Origin of the sequence: Kribbella sp. CA-293567 (genome assembly GCF_027627575.1) — a bacterium.
In the GTDB taxonomy this organism is placed as follows: Bacteria; Actinomycetota; Actinomycetes; order Propionibacteriales; family Kribbellaceae; genus Kribbella.
The window spans coordinates 3,421,723-3,440,860 of record NZ_CP114065.1 but is presented as its reverse complement, the minus strand read 5'-3'; the positions used below and the strand labels follow the sequence as shown (position 1 = coordinate 3,440,860).

8 protein-coding genes are annotated in these 19,138 nt (G+C 70.6%); all 8 read right to left on the bottom strand.

Annotated elements, in window-relative coordinates; all coding sequences use genetic code 11:
• Positions 1 to 30 precede the first annotated feature (30 nt).
• Entirely contained in the window at positions 31 to 231 is a 201-nt protein-coding gene (locus tag OX958_RS15990; protein ID WP_270138484.1) for an MbtH family protein, read from the bottom strand.
• Complete coding sequence (locus OX958_RS15985; protein ID WP_270138483.1) at positions 228 to 965, bottom strand: thioesterase II family protein; 738 nt, start codon at positions 963 to 965, stop codon at positions 228 to 230. Before OX958_RS15985 ends, OX958_RS15990 begins: the two co-directional genes overlap by 4 nt.
• A gap of 3 nt (positions 966 to 968) precedes the next feature.
• Positions 969 to 1,922: a TauD/TfdA family dioxygenase gene (locus OX958_RS15980; RefSeq protein ID WP_270138482.1), complete on the bottom strand. Its 954-nt coding sequence runs from the start codon at positions 1,920 to 1,922 to the stop codon at positions 969 to 971.
• Between the two features lie 29 nt (positions 1,923 to 1,951).
• Positions 1,952 to 2,893: a TauD/TfdA family dioxygenase gene (locus tag OX958_RS15975; RefSeq protein ID WP_270138481.1), complete on the bottom strand. Its 942-nt coding sequence runs from the start codon at positions 2,891 to 2,893 to the stop codon at positions 1,952 to 1,954.
• 71 nt (positions 2,894 to 2,964) lie between these two features.
• Positions 2,965 to 4,266, bottom strand: coding sequence for an MFS transporter (locus tag OX958_RS15970; RefSeq protein ID WP_270138480.1), 1,302 nt, complete (start codon positions 4,264 to 4,266; stop codon positions 2,965 to 2,967).
• A complete protein-coding gene (locus tag OX958_RS15965) occupies positions 4,250 to 5,182 on the bottom strand; it encodes an ornithine carbamoyltransferase (protein WP_270138479.1) in 933 nt (310 codons plus the stop codon). Before OX958_RS15965 ends, OX958_RS15970 begins: the two co-directional genes overlap by 17 nt.
• Before the next feature lie 13 nt (positions 5,183 to 5,195).
• Positions 5,196 to 14,243, bottom strand: a complete 9,048-nt coding sequence (locus tag OX958_RS15960) for a non-ribosomal peptide synthetase (protein WP_270138478.1) — start codon at positions 14,241 to 14,243, stop codon at positions 5,196 to 5,198.
• Complete coding sequence (locus OX958_RS15955) at positions 14,243 to 19,135, bottom strand: non-ribosomal peptide synthetase (RefSeq protein WP_270138477.1); 4,893 nt, start codon at positions 19,133 to 19,135, stop codon at positions 14,243 to 14,245. Before OX958_RS15955 ends, OX958_RS15960 begins: the two co-directional genes overlap by 1 nt.
• Positions 19,136 to 19,138 lie beyond the last annotated feature (3 nt).

Sequence of the window (19,138 nt, the reverse complement as noted above, 5' to 3'; positions counted from 1 at the left end):
CTACTGCGGGAGTGCGAGGCGCGGCGGAGGTCAGCCGCGGACGCTCGCCGGCCGCAGGTCGGTCCAGGTGCGGTTGATGTACTCCAGGCACTCGGCGCGGCCGCTCCGCTCGAGTGCGACCTGCCAGCCGGCCGGTACCGCGGCGAACTCGGGCCACAGCGAGTACTGGTCCTCTTCGTTGCGCAGGACCAGGTAGCCGGCGGTGTCGTCCTCGAACGGGTTGGTGCTCACGGGTGTACTCCCTCGGAGATGACGGTTCGGGTGATCAGCTCGGTGACCTGTCCGGGCACCTGCTCGGTGTAGAAGTGGCCGCCGGGCAGTTCCTCGACCGTGAGGCCGGCGGTGGTGTGCCGGCCCCACTCGGCCGCGTCGCCGACACCGAAGGTGTGGTCCTCCGACCCGGCCAGCACGGTGATCGGGCAGTCCAGCCGGACGCCCGGGTGGTACACGTAGGACTCCATCAGCTGGAAGTCCGCGCGCAGCATCGGCAGCGCCAGCTGGCGCAGCTCGGGGATCTCCAGCAGCTGACCACCGGCTCCGCCGAGGTCGCGGATGTAGGTCATCACCTCGTCCTCGTCGTCGAAGCTCAGCCCGGTCCTGGTGGCCACGGCCGGCGCGATCCGGGCGGAGGCGAACAACCGCTCCGGGCCACGGCCGACGACGGAGAGCCGGCGCGCGGCCTCGAACGCGACCGTCGCGCCCATGCTGTGGCCGAAGTACGCGGTCGGGCCCTCGAGTTGCGGCAGCTCCGCCGCGACGCCCTCGACCAGGTCGGCGAAGTCCGTCAGCGGCTCCTCGTGGTACCGGTCCTGGCGGCCGGGGTACTGCACCGCGACCAGTTCGATCTGTTCGGGCAGTAGCGCGGCCCACTCGCGGTACGCGCTGGCGGCTCCGCCGGCATGCGGGAAACACACCAGCCGGAGTTCCGCGGCGGGGCGGGAAAGGTAGGTACGGAACCAGCTCACCGGTCAGACTCCGGCGGGGACCGGGCGGTAGGCCTCGGCCATCGCGACGGCGATCTTGCGGGCGCCGGTGAACGGCTCCCGGGCGTGCGCGGCCAGCATGTTGTCCACCAGCAGCAGGTCGTCCTGCTGCCAGTCGAACCGGGTCCACTCCTTGCGGTACACCGACCGCAGGTGGTCCATCACGTCGTCGGGGATCCGGCCGCCGTCGCCGTAGTAGGTGTTGGTCGGCAGTTCGTCCTCACCGAGGAAGGCCAGCAGGCCTTCGCGGATCGAGGCCGGCAGGGTGGTGTGGTGGAAGAAGGTGATGTGGTTGAACCAGACCGTCTCGCCGGTGCCGGGGTGGACGTGGATCGGCTCCCGGACCGCCCTGGTGCGCAGCCCGCCGTCGCCGATCCACTCGAACTCGAGGTCGTTCTGCGCGCAGTACGCCTCGACCTCGGCCCGGTTCTCGGTGCTGAAGACGTGCTGCCAGGCGACCCCGAAGTCCTCGTGGAAGTTCCGCTCCACCATCCACTTGCGCTGGGCGAACTCCTCCCGGACGCCCCTGTCGATCGCGTCGTACACCCGCCGGATGTCGGCCAGCGGCGTCGCGCCCTGGGTCTCCGGTGCCTGGTCGCAGTAGAAGAAGAGCAACTGCGGCCAGGCGGCCTGGTAGGAGTTCTCGTTGTGCAGGAAGATCTCCTCGGTCTGCGGGTAGTCGGTCGAGGTGTAGACGTTGCCCTTGATCGAGCGGCGCGGCGACGAGCGCTCGGCGTACTTCAGCGGCTCGCCGGACAGGGCCCGGACGGCGGCCTCCATCCCCTCGACGCCGCCGACGCGGCAGTTGCGCAGCAGTACCGCGCCGTGCTGGGCCAGCAGGGTGCGGACCTGGGGCCCGTCGGCGGTCAGCCGCTCGACGATGTCCGGTCCCGCGGAGCCGCCGTCGATCACGAACGGCAGGGTGCGATCAGTGCTCATGGGTTGTGTCTCCTCGTCGTGGTTCGGGATCAGGCGGACATCGCGACCAGGACGCGCCGCTGCCCCGTGAACGGCCGGCGGCCGTGGCCGACCAGCAGGTTGTCGATCAGCAGCACGTCACCGGTGACCCAGTCGACGTCGACCGCGGACGCCAGCCCGCGGTCGCGGATCTGGACGGCCCACTCGTCCGGGATCGGCGTACCGTCGGCCAGGGTGACCGCCTGCGGCAGTTCCTCGGCCGGCATGATCTGGGCCAGCGCCTGGGCGGTCTCGTCGCCGAGGCCGGCCGGGTGCCACTGATCGGCCTGGTTGAACCAGACCTCGGTGTTGGTGCGCGGATGCTTGATGGTTGCCGGACGCAACTGAACGATCCGCAGCCCACCGTCCTTGCGCCACTCCACGCTCGCCTCGGAGGCGGCCAGGAACCGCTCCACCTCGGCGCGGTCGGAGGTCTCGAAGGTGTCCTGCCAGCTCTTGCCCAGGCCCATCCCGCCGTGCAGGTTCTGCAGGTAGCGGACGCCACCGGAGAAGGCGGCGGTCAGGTCGTCGTCGAGCGCCTCCAGCCAGCGGGTGCCGTCCACCAGTGGCGTCGCGCCACCGGTCTCGGCGGCCAGCTGGCAGGAGAACATCAGTCGCGACGGGTAGGCGTGCGCGTAGGACAGCTCGTTGTGCATCGAGATGGTGTACTCGGGCGGGTACTCGGTCGAGGTGTAGAGGTTGTCGCCGACCTTGGTCCGCGGCGAGTTGCCGTGCAGGTAGGCCAGCCGCCCGGGCAGCAGCAGGTCCATCACCGGCTCGAGGTGTGCCTCGTCGACGCCGAAGCCGCGGAACACCAGCGCCTTCTCGTCGACCAGCAGCTGGTCCAGATCGGCTCCGTCCCGCAGGTAGCGGATCAGGCCGGCGGCGGTGGCTTCGGCCCCCGCTTCGGTGGGCGTGACCACCCGCGGCCGCCACTCCTGTACTGCGTTCATCGCCGTTCCTCCCTGGCTCAGCTGCTTCGTCACCTGCCGACCACTCTCACGGCCCCGCCCATACTTTTTCCTTACTCCGCCTGCCACTCCCGCCCCTGCGCCGGTACGCCGAACCGGCGCGCGGCGACGGCGGCCAGCACCGCCAGGGCCGCCATCGTCACGGCCGCGCCGAGCACGGTCACGCTGGTCCCCCAGGCGCCCAGCAACAGGCCTCCGGTCAGCGGGCCGAGCGAGTTCGCGCCCGACGTGATCAGCGAACCGACACTGGCCGCCCGCCCCTGCATCTCCTCGGGCGTGATCCGGACCTGGTAGACGCCGCCGACCACGTTCATCAGCCCGCCGGCCCAGCTCATCGCGGCGAACACCGCCGCCAGCACCCACGGCTCGGAGAAGAACGCGATCGAGGGGATCAGCAGCATCCGCAGGACGAGGGTGCCGACGAACAGCGTGCTCAGCCCGAACCGAGCCATGAACCAGGATCCGCACAGCGCGCCGAGCAGCCCGCCGACGCCGGTGGCGACGCCGATCAGGCCGATCGTGGTGACCGCTCCCCCGCTCTCCTTGATGATCAGGATCATCGCGAGCGCCAGCACCTGGCTGATGATGTTCGTGCAGGAGATCAGCACCAGCGCGCTGCGGAGCAGTTTCTGGTCGCGCATCCAGCGCAGTCCCGCGGCCAGTTCGCTGCCGAGGCTCGCGCGCCGGCGGCGGCGCACCTGCTGGAAGGGGGTCCGGATCGCCAGCAGGGTGGCGATCGAGAGGGCGTGGCCGATCACGGTGACGCCGAACGGCATCCAGGACGCGAACGACAGCAGCACGGTCGAGATCGGCTGGCCCAGCAGTCCGGCGCCCTTGCTGCGGGCTTCGTTCTGCGACAGCGCGGCGGACAGATGCGACGGGTCGACGACGGCACGGACCGCGGCCCGCTCGCTGAGCTGGTAGCAGACCGATGCGCTGCCGGCGAGGAACGCGGCGATCAGGAGGTGCGGCAGGGTCAGCTGCCAGATCAGCAACGCGGCCAGGACGCTGGCGATCGCGGTCAGGCCGGTCAGGTCCGAGCAGATCATCACCTTCTTGCGGTCCCAGCGGTCGACCAGGACGCCGGCCGGCAGCTGGACCAGCAGTTGGGGCAGGAGCGCGGCGAAGCCGACCAGTCCGGCCCGCTCCGCCGAGCCGCCGTCGAAGATCACCAGCAGCGGCCAGGCGATCGAGGTGACCCGCATCCCGAGGATCGAGAACGCCGCACCGGACCAGAGCAGCGCGAAGTCGCGGTTCCGCCACAGCGGCCGCGGCGCGGTGGCGGAGGCGGAGTCGGGCGTGGCGGTCACGGCGGGGCGGCCGGTCCGGTCGGGATCGTCAACTCGTGATCCCACGACGGCACCAGTCCAGTACGGCCATCGCGCCGTGCAGTTTGTTCTCCGCCTGGTCGAAGGCGATGCTGGCCGGGCCGTCCAGTACCTCGCCGGTGACCTCTTCGCCGCGGTGCGCCGGCAGGTCGTGCAGGAAGACGGCCCGCGGGTGGTCCTGCCACAACGCCGCCGTCACCTGGAACGGCGCGAAGACGTCGCGCCAGTTCGGGTCCGGCTTGGCGGTTCCGGTGGTCTGCCAGCGGGTGGTGTAGATCGCGTCGAGGTTCGGCGGCAGGTCGGCCATGTCGTGCCGCTCGACCAGCGTCGAACCGCAGCGTTCCGCATGCGCCGCCGCCCGCGCGGCAACGTCGGGGTCGAGCCCGTACCCGGCCGGGGTGCGCAGCTCCAGGTGCACCCCCGGGTAGCGGGTGATGGCCAGTGCGATCGACGCGGCCGAGTTGTTGCCCTCCCCGACGTACAGCACCCGGAGTTGTTCGATCTTGCCGAACCGGCGTTGCAGCGTGACCAGGTCGGTGACCGCCTGGGTCGGATGCTCCAGCGCGCTCATCGCGTTGACCACCGACATCCGGTCCTGCGCGGCCCAGCCGCGCAGCTCGGCCGGGTCGCCGGAGGTCCGGGCGACCAGGACGTCGAGCATCCGGGAGAACACCCGGCCGGTGTCCTCGGTGGTCTCGCCGGTGTTCAGCTGCAGGTCGTCGGGCCCGTAGGCGATGATCTGGGCGCCGAGCTTCAGCGCGCCCGCCGAGAACGCGGTCCGGGTCCGGGTCGAGGTCTTGCGGAAGTAGATGCCGGCGAGCTGGCCGGCCAGCGGCCGGTCGAGCACCGCCCGGCCGGACGAGAACTCGTCGCCGCGGTCGACGACGTAGCGCAGTTCCTCGTCGGTCAGGTCGTCGGTCGAGATCAGGTGTCGAGCGGTCATCGGGGTCTCCTACCTAAGCGGAAGCCAGGCGGCCGGCCAGCCCCTGGGCGAGGTTCTTGCCTGCGGTGGCGTTCGCCAGCAGGACGAAGCCGTGGCCGGAGGTGACCCGGCAGATGGTTCCGGCGTAGTACCCGCGGGGTTCGCCCCCATGGCCGAACTGGACGTCGTCGCCGTTCTGTTCGGCGGTCGCGCCGAGACCGAACGAGCCGTCGCCGGAGGGCGTCAGCATCTGCCGCGCGACCGGCTGGGACAGCAGCGCCCGCGGCCGGCCCAGGTACGAGCGGCGGATCTCGAGAGTGAGCGTGGCGAGATCTCCTGCCGTGGTCCACAGCCCGCCCGACGCCGCGTCGGCCCGGATCCGCCAGCCTCCTTCGAGCGGCCCGTCGGCGAGGTGGCCGAGGGCAACGGGTTTGCCCGCGGTGATCGGGAAGGCGGGGTCGTAGCTGGAGGCGGTCATGCCCAGCGGGTCGAGCACCAGCCGCCGGGCAGCGGTGGCGAACGGCCTGCCGGTGACGTCCTCGATCAGCTGCTGCAGGACGACGAAGTTCGCTCCGGCCTTCACGAACGCCTCACCCGGTGGGCGATCGCAACGGATCGGTTCGTTCGTGGCGGCTCCCCGCCCGTGCAGCAGATCGAGGAGCGTGGGCACCTGCTGTCCAGGCGCGACACCGCCGCCGGGTGAGACCGTGAAGCCGGATCGATGGCCCAGCAGTTGCCGCAGCGTGACCCGCGGCCGGCCGGGAACCTCCCAGCTGGTCAGGTACCGGTGGATGTCCTCGTCCAGATCGAGCTGTCCGTCGTCGACCAGCTTCAGCGCGCCGACCGCGGTGACCAGCTTGCTCACCGAGGCAACCGTGAAGAGCGTGTCGGCCGTCACCGGCTCGGCGGTGTCCGCGGAAACCCTGCCGAGGGCCCGGATCTCGGTCAGCTCGCCGTGCTCCAGCAGTGCCACGACGGCTCCTGGCACTGCCAGCTCATCCATTGCCTCTGGCAACAGATCGGCGCCTGGACCGTACCAGGCGGCCGGTCCGTCGCCACGCTCGGCGGCGAGGGCGGCGTCCACCGCAAGGGCGAGGTGGTCGAGGCGGTCGCTGTCGTAGTACATGAACAGCGACAGCGGCAGGCCCTTCGCCTTCGCCTTCGAGACCGTCTTCACCAGCAGCATGGAGTAGCCGCCGAGCTCGAAGAACCGGTCGTGGCGGCCGACCCGCGGCAGGTCGAGCAGCTTCGCCCAGATCTTGGCCAGGATCCGCTCGGTCTCGGTCCGCGGCGGTTCGAACGTGCGCTCGGCCGGCTCGGCCGGTGCCTGGCTCAGGCCGGGGCGTTCGTCGGCAGGCAGCAGTTCGCAGGTGTCCCACCGGGACTCCGGGTTTGCCACGATCGCCTCGAGCGCCGTGCGGTACATCGACGCCAGCCGGTCGGCCGCCGTCCGGTCGAGTGCCCGGGTGTTGGAGCGCACGACCAGGTAGCCAGGGCCGGTCGCCACCGACAGCGGGAACTCCGTGGTTCCGCTGGCGACACTGTCGTCCAGGCCTTCGACTCCGAACCCGTCGCCGCGGGCAGTCAGTGAGCTGTAGTCCTGGAAGCTGAAGAAGACGTCGAGCAGACGCCGTTCCTGACTCAGCTCCCGCTGGATCACCGGCATCGGGAAGAACCGGTGCGGCCAGAGGTCTCCCTCGGCGGCGAAGGTTTGCGTGACCAGTTCACGCCAGCTGCCCGGCGTACGCCGCATCGGCACCGGCAGCATGTTCAGGTGCATGCCGTAGACGCGCTCCGCGCCCTCGACGGCCGGGCGGATGTGACTGGTCAGCCCGCTGTGGAATTCTTGATGGTCGGTCAGCGAACTGAGGACCGCCAGATGCGCGGCGAAGAGGACGCTCTTCAGCGAGGCCTGCGACTCCGTGGCAACTACCCGCAGCCTCGGCTCCAGGTCGGCGTACGGCACCTCCACCCGGTACGCCGTCCGCTCGCCCGCGGCGTCACCATTCCAGCCGGCCGGGATGGTGAACTTCGGCAGAGCGGCGACCTCCGCCCAGTACGCGCGGTCCTCCGCGGACTGCAGCGCCGCCAGTTCACCGGCGATGGCGTCGGCGAAGCGGACCGGCGGCTGCTCCCACGGCTCTTGTGGCAAGCCGTCACGGAACCGGCCGTAGTAGTCGAGCAGTTCCATCACCAGGGCGTGGTGGCTCCAGCCTTCCAGGATCACGTGGTTCTGGGTCACCGTGGCCTGCCAGCTGTGCTCGTCGAGCTGGTGTACGGCGAAGCGCAGCAGCGGCGGCGTACGGTGATCGAAGTGGGTCGCCTGCTCCTCGGTCTGGAAGCCGGCCAGCGCCTGCCGCTGGATCGCCGGCGGCAGCCCGGTCAGGTCGACCACCGTCAGCGGCACCTCCGCGGCGGCGTGCACCAGCTGCATCGGGACCGAGTAGGTTTCCAGGTCGACCCCGGTCCGCAGTACTTCGTGACGCTCGATCAGCAGCGCGAGCGCCTGCCGCAGAGCCTCGACGGACAAGGGCTTCTCGTCGGTCAGGCGGGTCGAGACGACGTTGTGGTAACTCCGCGGGACCTCCGTCGAGAGCAACTCGACCATCATCCCGGTCTGTGCCTCGGACAGCGGGTACGCGTCGGCTACGCCGGCCGGCAGCAACGCCCGGTCCCCGGAGCTGATCAGGGCGAACGGCTGCACCGAGGTCTCCGCAGCGGCGACCGGACGGCCGGTCAGCCGCTCCGCCAGCGCGGCCACCGTGCGCAGTTCGAAGACGTCCTTCACGCCCGCGTCGAGACCGGCCCGGCGCAGTCCACCGACCACGGAGACGGCGCTGATCGAGTCACCACCGAGGTCGAAGAAGCTGTCGAAGGCACCGACCCGGTCGACCGCCAGCGCCTTGCGCCAGACCGCGGCGATCTGCTGCTCCACAGCGGTCCGCGGTACGACGTACTCGGTTTCGACGGCTGTGTAGTCCGGGGCCGGCAGTGCCGCGCGATCGAGCTTGCCACTGGCTGTCAACGGCAGGGCAGTCAGCTCGACGAAGGCCGAGGGAACCATGTACTCCGGCAGCCATCCGGCCACCGCGTCGCGGAGCTCGTCCAGGTCGAGCGGGGCGGAGGGGACGACGTACGCGACCAGTTTGCGGTCGCCGGGGCGGTCCTCCCTGGCGATCACGGTCGCGTGCCCGACGGCGTGGTACCGCAGGATGGTGGTCTCCACCTCGCCGAGCTCGATCCGGTAGCCGTGGATCTTGACCTGGTCGTCGGCCCGGCCGGGGCAGGTGAGGGTGCCGTCCGGGTTCCACGCGGCCAGATCTCCGGTGCGGTACATCCGCTCGCCGGGCGGCCCCCACGGGCAGGCGACGAAGGACGACGCCGACAGGTCCGGCCGGCTGTGGTAGCCGCGGGCAACCTGTGGTCCGGCGACGTACAGCTCACCGACGACGCCGATCGGCGCCGGCTGCAGGTTGCCGTCCAGCACGTAGATCCGCAGGTTCGTCATCGGCCGGCCGATCGTGACCGGTCCGTCCGGCAACGGGTCGCCGGGCCGGTAGGTGAGCGCGGTGACCGCGACGGTGGTCTCGGTCGGGCCGTACTCGTTGATGAGGGCAACCTCAGGGTGGGCGGACCGCCAAGCCTGAGCGACCTCGCCCAGCAGGGGCTCTCCCCCGGTCATCAGCTGCAGTGACGGCGACCAGTCCGGTGACAGTTCGGTCAGCATCGTGAGGTGGCTCGGCGTGACCTTGACGAAGCCGGGCTTGGTCAACGGCTGCTCCTCGGTCCCGTCCAGCGCGCCCAGGATCACCGTGCCACCCAGCGTCAGCGGGCCCCAGAGAGCGTTCACGGTCAGGTCGAAGGACGCCGACGAGTGCAGCAACGAGGACGTCGCCAGCCCCTCACAGTGGTCGGCGCACCAGGCCAGATAGTTGGCCACCTGACGGTGCTCCAGTACCGCGCCCTTCGGCCGGCCGGTCGAGCCCGAGGTGTAGATGGTGTAGATCGCGTTCTCCCGGCGCAGCGGCGCCGAGCGGTCCGCGTCGGTCACCGGCTCGCCCGCCTGATCGGCCGCCGTCTCGGCGTTCAGGACCAGCAGGGGCACCTCCCCCACCGGCAACCGGTCCAGCAGGTCGGCGGTGGTCAGCAACAGCACCGGATCCGAGTCGGTGAGCACGAAGCCGACGCGATCGACCGGGTTCTCGGGGTCGATCGGTACGTACGCACCGCCCGCCTTCACCACCGCGAGCAGCGCGACGATCAGCTCGACCGAGCGTGGCAGCGCGACGGCGACCCGCGACTCGGGGCCGACCCCCTTGGCGATCAGCAGCCTGGCCAGGCGGTTCGCCCGCTGGTCCAGTCCGGCGTACGTCAGCTCGATGCCTTCGGCAAGTACTGCGGTCCTGTCCGGCGCCCTGACCACCGACTCGGCGATCAGGTCCGGCAGCAGCGCCGGCGATCCGGCCCGTACCGGTCCCTCGGCGAACTGCCGCAGCACCAGGTCCAGCTCGCCGGCCGGCAGGTGCGACAGCTGGGCATCGCCGTCGGGGTCGGCCGCCATCGCCTCCAGCACCGAACGGTAGATTCCGGCCAGCCGCTCGGCGTTGTCCTTGCTGATCACCCGGGAGTCGGCCGTCAGGATCACGTAGCCACCGCGGGACGACACCGTCAGCGGTACTTCGGTGATGCTCTCGTTCTGCAGGCTGGTACGCCGGGACGCCACCACCGGCAGGTCGTCGAGCGACTCGTAGGTCTCCCCGGCGTACGGGTCGATCAGGTCGTCGTCGAGCTGCCGGAAGTCCTGGTAGTTGAAGAAGATGTTGATCAGCCGGCGGCCCGCGTCCCGCTGGATCTGCGGCATCGGGTAGCGCCGGTGCGGCCACAGCTCCAGCTCGCGGGCGAAGGTCTGCTCGACCAGTTCGCGCCAGGTTCGCGCGCCCCGCTCGACCGCGAACGGCAGCGTGTTGAGGTACATGCCGTGCACCTTGTCGGCGCCGGCCGCCTCCGGCCGGGCGTCGCAGACCAGGCCGGTGGTGAAGGCCGTCTCCGCGCTCAGCAGGCTCATCACCTTGACGTGGGCCGCCAGCATCACGGACTTGAGCGAGGCGTCGGCCGCGGCAGCGAGGGCCCGCAGCCCGTCCTCGAGGTCGATCGCCCGCGCACCGGCGTACAGCGCGTGGGGTTCGCCGTCCTCGCCCCAGCCGGCCGGCAGTTCACCGGCGGGATACCCGGTGGCGATGTCCAGCCAGTAGGCCTTGTCCTCAGCCGAGGCCAGCGATTCGAGCTCGCCGGCGATGAAGTCGGCGTACCGGACCTTCGGAGCCTCGTGGCCCGCCGGCCGCTGACCGGCCCGGATCGCGCGGTAGGTGGTCACCAGTTCCATCAGCAACGAGTGATAGCTCCAGCCCTCCGACACGGCATGGCATTCGGTGCTGGTGAGCCACCAGGAGTCGGTCTGATTCGTCGTGTGCACGTGGAAACGCAGCAGCGCGGGTGACGACAGGTCGAACGGCCGCGACCGCTCGGCCGCGCGGTAGGCGCGCAGTGCCTGGTCGAGATCGGCGTCACCGAGCGCGGTGACGCCGACCGGCAGCACGGCGGACGAGTGCACCAGTTGGAGCGGGCGTGAGTAGGTGCCCAGGTCGATCGAGGTGCGCAGGTTCTGGTGCCGTTCGACCAGTAGCGCGGCGGCGGCCTGCATGGCTGTCAGGTCGAACGGCTGATCGTCGAGGATCCGGTGCGAGGTCGTGTTGTGGTAGTGCGCCTCGTCCGCGCCGGCCAGCATCTCTGCCACCATGCCGGTCTGCGCCTGCGACAACGGATAGGCGTCGGTGACACCGGCCGGCAGTGCGTCGCGGTCGTCGGCGGAGATCAGCCCGAAAGGCGCGACGAACGTCTCTTCCCGCACCTCGCGGCCGGTCAGCTTCTCCGCCAGCGCGGCCACCGTGCGGTACTCGAAGACGTCCCACACCGCCACGTCCACGCCGGTTTCGCGCAGCGCGCCGACCACGGCCACCGCGCTCAGCGAGTCGCCGCCGAGCTCGAAGAAGCTTGTGTGGACGTCGATCTCGGTCCGCCCGAGCACCTTCGCCCAGACCTCGGCCAGCTGCTCCTCGGTGGTGGTGCGTGCCGTCACGGTGTGGTCGGCGTCCACCGGCGCGATCCCTGGTTCGGGCAGTGCCCGCAGGTCGGTCTTGCCGTTGTCGGTCAGCGGAATCGCGTCCAGGCCGACGATCGCCGACGGCACCATGTACTCCGGCAGCCACTCCTGCAGCTGGGCGCGCAGTGCGGCCTGGTCGAGTTCGCCGGCCGTGACGACGTACGCGACCAGCCGCTTGTCGCCGTGGGCGGTGTCGCGCGCGACGACGATCGCCTGACCGACCGCGGGGTGGCGCAGCAGCGTGCTCTCGATCTCGCCGAGCTCGATCCGGTACCCGTGGATCTTCACCTGGTTGTCTACCCGGCTCGGGCAGGTCAGCGTGCCGTCCACGTCCCAGGCGGCGAGGTCGCCGGTCCGGTACATCCGCTCCCCCGGCAGCCACGGACAGGCGACGTACTTCGCCGCGGTCAGGTCCGGCCGGTTCAGGTAACCCCGGGTGACGCAGTCGCCGGCGACGTAGAGCTCGCCGACCACACCGACGGGCGTGGGACGCAGGAACGCGTCCAGTACGAAGATGCTGGAGTTCGGCATCGGCTTGCCGATCGGCAGACCGCCCGAAGGCAGCGCGTCGTCCGGCTCGATCCGCAGCGCCGTACAGCCGACCGTGGTCTCCGTCGGGCCGTACTCGTTGATCACCGTGACGCCCGGGTGCTTGGCCCGCCACGCATCGACCGAGTCACCGGTCAGTGCCTCGCCACCGGTCATCAGTACGCCGGTCGGCGAGAACTCGTCCGGCAGCTCGACCAGGAAGGGCAGATGGCTCGGGGTCACCTTGACGAACGTCGGCGCCACCTCCGGCGCTGGCTGGCTGCCGTCGAGCGCGCCGATCACCACGTGACCGCCGAGGACCAGTGGACCCCACAGCGCGTTGACCGTCAGGTCGAACGACACGGAGGAGTGCAGCAGCGACGAGCCGGCCAGTCCGTCGTACTCAGCGGCGCACCAGGCCAGGTATCCGGACAGCTGCCGGTGCTCGACCACGACGCCCTTCGGCCGGCCCGTCGACCCCGAGGTGTAGATCAGGTACGCCGGATTGCCGGGTTCGGCCGTGATCCCCGGTTCGGTGTCCGGGTAGCTCGCGAACCTGGCCGGGTAGTCGACCGCCACGGCCGGCGCACTCGTTGCCGGCAGCCCCTGGGTCGCCGAACCGGAGACCAGGATCAGCTCCGGGTCGGAGTCCTCGAGAATGTAGGCGTTCCGCTCCGCCGGGTACTCCGGATCGACCGGCACGTACGCCGCACCGGCCTTCAGCACCGCCAGCACGGCGACCACCAGGTCGGCCGAACGGGGAATCGCGACGGCCACCCGCGACTCCGGCCCGACACCCTCGTCCACGAGGAACCTGGCCAGCCGGTTGGCCCGCGCGTTCAGCTCGCCGTAGGTCAGCCGGTTCGCACCGTCCACGATCGCGAGCGCGTTCGGGGTCCGGCGAGCGACCTGCTCGTGCACCGGCGCGGTGACCTCCAGTTCCTCACCGGTGGCGAAGACGTCGGTGAGTTCGGCCAGCTCGGCCGGGCCGAACATCTCCAGGGCCGACTGTGGCCGATCGGGCTCGGCGACGCCTTCGGCCAGCAGCCGGACGAAGTGCGCCGACAGCCGGCGCGCGGTGGACTCGTCGAAGAGCGCCGTCGCGTAGGTCAGGACGCCGTCCAGAGCACCGTCCGGCGTCTCGGTCAGCTTCAGGTTCAGGTCGAACTTGGCCACGGTGAAGCCGGTCGGTACCGGCTCGGCGACCAGCTCGCCCAACGCGAACGCGTCCGGCTGGGCCTGCCGCACGACGAAGGCCACCTGGAACAGCGGCGAGCGCGACATGTCCCGCTCCGGCTGCAGTTCGTCGACCAGCTTGGCGAACGGCACCGTCTGGTGGTCGTGCGCGTCCAGTACCCGGGCATGGGTCTGCCGCACGAGGTCGGCGAAAGTGGGGTCACCGGTCCAGCGGGTCCGGATCACCAGGCTGTTGATGCCGTAGCCGATCAACCGCTGCAGCTCCGGCCGGGTCCGGCCGGACACAACGGTGCCGACGGCAACGTCCTGCTCACCCGTGTACCTCGTCAGCATCAGCTGGTACGCCGTCAGCATCACCACGAACGGCGTCGTACCGAACTTGCCGGCCAGGATGCGGACCTGGTCGGCGAGACCGTCCGGCAGGACGAAGGGCAGATCCGCGCCGGCGTTGCTCCGGACGGCGGACCGGGGCCGATCGGCCGGCAGTTCGACCGGACGGATTCCGGCCAGCTGCTCGCGCCACCACTCCAGCTCCGCCGCCAGGTCCTGATCGCGCTGCCAGGCGGCGAAGTCGGCGTACTGCAGGGGGAGCTCTTCCAGCGACGGGGTGACCCCGGCCGAGTGCGCGCCGTACAGCTCACTCAGCTCGGCGGACAGCAACTCGGTCGACCACGCGTCACCGGCGATGTGATGCAGTACGACGATCAGCAGGTGATCGTCGGCCGCCACGCGCACCAGCGTCGCCCGGGCAGGCCACTGCGTCTCCAGGTCGAAGCCGGTGCTGGTCTGCTCCCGCAGTACCTCGCCGAGCGCCGCCTCGCGTGACGGTCCGTCGCCGAGCTCGACCACCCGCAGTTCGTTGCCCCGGCCCTGATCGCTCGCGGAGTCGACCAGCTGGACCGGCTCACCGGCACGGAGTTCGTACCGGGTGCGGAGGATCTCGTGCCGGGCCAGCAGTTCACCCCACGACCGGCGGAGCGCGTCGAGATCGAGCGGACCGCGCATCCGCAGCGCGGCAGGCAGCAGGTACTCCGGGCTGCCGGTGTCCAGCCGGTTCAGGAACCACATCTGTTGCTGGCCGAACGACAGCGGCAGCGGCTTGCTCCGGTCCGCCGGGGCGATCGTCGATCGGCGGCCTCCCAGTGCCCCCGCCAGCCGGCGGCGCAGCAGTTCTTCCCGGGCGTCAGTGGTGGACACTAGTTCTCCTCAGCGGTGGCGGCGAGGATCTCGCCGTCGGACAGCGCGTCGATCTCCGCGCGGATGTGCGCCTCGACGGCGGCCGCCAGCCCGGCGACCGTCGGGGCCTCGAAGACGGCCCGGACCGGCAGGTCGATCTCGAAGGCGTTTTGCAGCTTGGCGATCAGCCGGATCGCGAGGATCGAGTTGCCCCCGCTGCGGAAGAAGTTCGCCTCGGTGCCGACGTCATGGCCCAGCAGTTCGGTCCAGATCCCGGCGATCCGCTCCTCGACCACGGTGGCCGGCGCGACCGGCGCCGCCGTACCGGAGCCTTCCGGTGCCGGCAGCGCGGCCCGGTCGAGCTTGCCGTTGGAGTTCAGCGGAAGCCGATCCAGCGGGACGAAGGCTGAGGGCACCAGGTAGCCAGGAAGCTGACGCGTCGCGTGCCCGGTGAGGTCGGACTCGGTCGCCGTGCCCACGTAGTACGCCACCAGCCGCAGGTCACCCGGCCGGTCCTCGCGAGCGATCACCACGACGTCGGTGACACCTGAGTGACCGGCCAGCACAAGCTGGATCTCCTCCGGTTCGATCCGGTAGCCGTGGATCTTCACCTGGTGGTCGATCCGGCCGACGAACTCCACGACCCCGTCGGCACGGCGCCGGACGAGGTCACCGGTCCGGTACAGCCGACCGGTGCCGAAGGGGTTCGGGACGAACCGCTCGGCGGTCAGCTCCGGCTGGTTGACGTAGCCGCGAGCCACACCGGTGCCGCCGACGTACAGCTCGCCGACGACGCCGACCGGGACCAGCTCACGCTGGGGATCGAGCACATACATGGTCAGGTTCGGCAATGGCAGACCGATCGGCAGCACGTCGGACCGCTCGTCGGCGGGCACCGGGTAGATCGACGTACCGACGGAGGCCTCGGTCGGCCCGTACTCGTTGATGATCCGGCTGTCCGGCGCGAGCGCACGCCAGGCTTCCAGAACCCGGCGGGTGAACGGCTCACCCGCGACGACGAGCACGGCGGCCAGCCCGCGCGCCTGGTCGGCGGTCAGCTGGGTGGTGAGGATCTCCAGGTGCGAGGGCGTCAGCTTCACGAAGCTGTACGGCGCCCGGGCCGCCAGCGCCTTGCCCAGGTCGGCAAGGTCCAGGTCGGCGGGCATCAGGTGCACGGTCTGGCCGGTCAGCAGCGGCGCCCACAAGTTCGGCACGCCGAGGTCGAACGCGACCGAGGAGAACACGGGCGCTCCCCCGGTCCCTGCTCCGGCCAGCTCGCGGGCCGCCCAGTCCAGGTGGTTCACCAGACCGCGGTGCGGCACGGCGACTCCCTTCGGCTGTCCCGTGCTGCCCGAGGTGTAGATGACGTAGGCGAGCTCGTCGAGGTCGGCCACCAGCTCGGGCGATTCGGCCGGCTGCGCTGCGATCAGTTCGGCGTGGTCATCGACCAGTACCGCGTTCGGAACCGAGGTCAGGTCCGACCGGCTGACGACCGCCTTCGCGCTCGAGTCCTTGTGCAGCAGGGCGATCCGCTCGGCCGGCGTGTCCGGATCGACCGGCAGATAGGCGGCGCCGGCCTTCCACGCCGCCAGCATCGCCGCCGGCAGCCACGGACCCCGATCGAGCAGGACGACGACCACATCGCCCTTCACCACGTCGTTGGCGCGCAGGTGGTTGGCCAGCCTGTTCGCGTTGGTGTCCAGCTCGCGGTAGGTCAGCGTCCCGCCCGCGGAGCTGACCGCGACGGCGTCCGGGGTCAGCTTCACCTGCTCCTCGAACCGCTCGAGAACTGTCTTGGCGGGTACTTCGGCCGCTGTCCGGTTCCAGCCTTCGATCAGCTGCTGCCGGTCCTCCGCGCCGAGCAGTTCGGCGGCGCCGAGTGTCGTCGCCGGCTCCGTCGCCAGCGTGCCGAGCAGCCGGACGAACGCGCCGGTGAGACGTTCGGCGGTGGCCGGCTCGAACAGCGTGGTCGCGTATTCCATTGCCCCCAGCAACGAACCGTCGGCCAGCCGGCGCAGGTTGAGGGTCAGGTCGGTCTTGGCGACCTGGAGCGCGGCCTGGACGGCCGCCAGGTCCTGCTGGGTGCCTTCCGACCCGGAGAAACCCTCGCCGTGGAAGTCGAAGGCCGCCTGGTAGAGCGGGGTGCGGGACAGGTCGCGGTCCGGCGCCAGCTCGTCGACCAGCCGGTCGAACGGCAGCCCGGCGTGCGCGAACGCGTCCTCGCAGACCGACCGGGTCAGCTTGAGCGCGTCGTCGAAGGTCAGGTCCTGGTCCAGCCGGCAGCGCAGGACGACGGTGTTGAGGAAGAAGCCGACCAGGTTCTCCAGCTGGCCGAGGTCGCGGCCGGCCACCGGGGCGCCGATCGCGACGTCCCAGGTGCCGGTGAACCGGGCAAGCACGGTGGCATACGCGGCCAGCAACGTGCTGAACGGAGTACAGCCGTGACGGCGGCCAAGCTGGTCCAGCTTGGCCGTCAGGTCGGCGGGCACGGTGAAGGTCACCATCGCGCCGTGCGGGTCGCGGATCGGCGGCCGCGGCTTGTCCGTCGGCAGTTCGAGCGGCACGATCCCGTCCAGCGTGGCGCGCCAGTGATCGAGCTCCTGACGGACGACCTCTTCGGTCAGGGTCCGCTGCTGCCAGCCGGCGTAGTCGGCGTACTGGATGTCCAGTGGTGCCAACGTTTCACCGGCCAGCAGTTGCGCGAAGTCCTTGGCGATCACAGCGGCGGACCAGCCGTCGGTGGCGATGTGGTGGATGGCCAGCGTCAGCACCTGTTCGGTGCTGGTCCGGGTCAGCAGTGCCCGGAGTACCGGGCCGTGCTGCAGGTCGAAGCCGTCCCCGAGGTGCTCGGTCAGGACTGCAGCCAGCTGGTCGTCCTCGATGTCCGCCACCTGGATCTTGACCGCCGCCGGCGGGTCGATCAGCTGGACCGGCTCGCCGTCGATGACCTGGTACCGCGTCCGGAGCGTCTCGTGCCGGGTTACCAGTGCGTCGAGCGCGCCTTGGATCGCACTCAACTCAGTTGCCAAGGGCAACCGCAGGAAGGTCGGCGCGACCCACTCGCTGCTGTTCTTGTCGAGCTGCTCCATCACCCAGAGCCGTCGTTGCCCGGCCGACAGCGGCAGCTTTCCACCTCGGTCGACCGGCTTCAGCTCGGTGCCCTCGTCGAGGACGCCGGCGATCAGTTCGGCCTGCGCCTCGACCGTCGTGGCCCGGAGCAAGCCGCGCAGCTGGATCTCCTTGCCCGCGGTGGCCCGGAGCTGGTTCGCCAGCCGGGTCAGGGTCAGTGAGGTTCCGCCGAGCTCGAAGAAGCTGTCGTGGACGCCGACCTGCTCGACTCCGAGCAACTGCCGCCAGATGTCGGCGACCAACTGCTCCGTGGTGCTGCGTGGTGCGACATACTCCTTGCCGATCAGGCTGGAGGGGTCGGGCAGTGCCTGCCGGTCCACCTTGCCGTGCGAGGTGAGCGGGAACTCGTCGACCGTGACGAAGACCGTGGGGACATGGGTTTCCGGCAGGCGGTCGAGGAGGTGATCGCGCAGTCCGTCGGTGGCAGTCGCCTGGACGTAGCCGACCAACTGCGTCGTACCGTCCGGGCGGGTCCTGGCCGCGACGACGGCCGCGCGGACGTCGGGATGCGAGATCAGGGCTGCCTCGATCTCCCCGGGCTCCAGCCGTACGCCGTTCACCTTCAGCTGGTCGTCGGCGCGGCCGACGTACTCGAGGTTGCCGTCCTCGCGCCAGCGCACCAGGTCACCCGTGCGGTAGAGCCGCCAGCCGTCCTTGCCGAACGGGTCCGGCACGAACCGCTCGGCGGTCAGGCCGGGGCGGTTCAGATAGCCGCGGGCCACCCCGACGCCGCCGGCGTACAGCTCGCCCGTCGCGCCGATCGGCGCCGGGGAGCCGGTGTTCGGATCGAGGACCAGCACCCGCATGCCCTTGATCGGGCGGCCGATCGGTACCGGGCCGGTCAGCTGCTCGGGGTCGAAGCGGAATGCGGTGACGTCGATCGAGCATTCGGTCGGTCCGTAGGTGTTCCACAGCTCGACATCGGTGCACTTGAGCAGTCGCTGTGCCAGCTCGGCGCGCAGCGGCTCACCGGCGCAGGACACCAGCCGGAGGGAGCCGTTGGCGTCCCAGCCGGGCTCGTCGACCAGCAGGCGCAGTACGGATGGCACCACCTGCAGGACTGTGATGCCGTGCTCGGTGACCGCTGCCAGCAGCGCCTTCGCGTCGCTCTCGCAGTCCTTGGGGGCCAACACCACCGTGCCGCCACTGACCAGCGGGCCGAAGAACTCCCAGACCACGGCGTCGAAGGTGATCCGCGTCTTCTGCAGCACTCGGTCCTGCTCGGTCAGGCGTTGCGCATCCACCGCCCAGCGGACGCGGTTGGTGATTCCCGCATGCGTGACGGCGACGCCCTTCGGCGTACCGGTGCTGCCGGAGGTGTACATCACGTAGGCGAGGGACTCGGGCTGCGGCTCGGTCACCGGCGCGATCGGACGGTCCGCGAGCTCTCCCCGCAACTGCGCCGGTACGACGGCCTTGGCTCCCGCCGACTCGACCAGTTCCGTCAGAGACTGCTCGGCGATCACCACACGTGCACCGGTGTCAGCGATCAGCCACTGGAACCTGGCCGCGGGGTAGGCCGGGTCGAGAGTGACGAAGGCGGCACCGGCTCGCCAGATGGCGAGCAGACTGACCACCAGGTCGACACCGCGGTCCAGGGCGACGCCGATCACCGTCTCCGGCCCCGCGCCTTCCTCCAGCAGCAGGTGGGCCAGGCGGCCGGCGGCGGCGTCCAGTTCGGCGTACGTGAACCGGCGGCCGCCGTCGACGACGGCCAGCGCGTCCGGTGACGTCGCGGCCCGCTCGGCCACGAGGGCAGGGATCAGGGAGTGCTCGGCAGTCATGGC

Excerpts from the sequence above, each read along its gene's own strand:
- OX958_RS15980 (WP_270138482.1), bottom strand. The coding sequence starts at position 1,922 with ATGAGCACTGATCGCACCCTGCCGTTCGTGATCGACGGCGGCTCCGCG.
- OX958_RS15975 (WP_270138481.1), bottom strand. The coding sequence starts at position 2,893 with ATGAACGCAGTACAGGAGTGGCGGCCGCGGGTGGTCACGCCCACCGAA.
- OX958_RS15965 (WP_270138479.1), bottom strand. The coding sequence starts at position 5,182 with ATGACCGCTCGACACCTGATCTCGACCGACGACCTGACCGACGAGGAA.
- OX958_RS15955 (WP_270138477.1), bottom strand. The coding sequence starts at position 19,135 with ATGACTGCCGAGCACTCCCTGATCCCTGCCCTCGTGGCCGAGCGGGCC.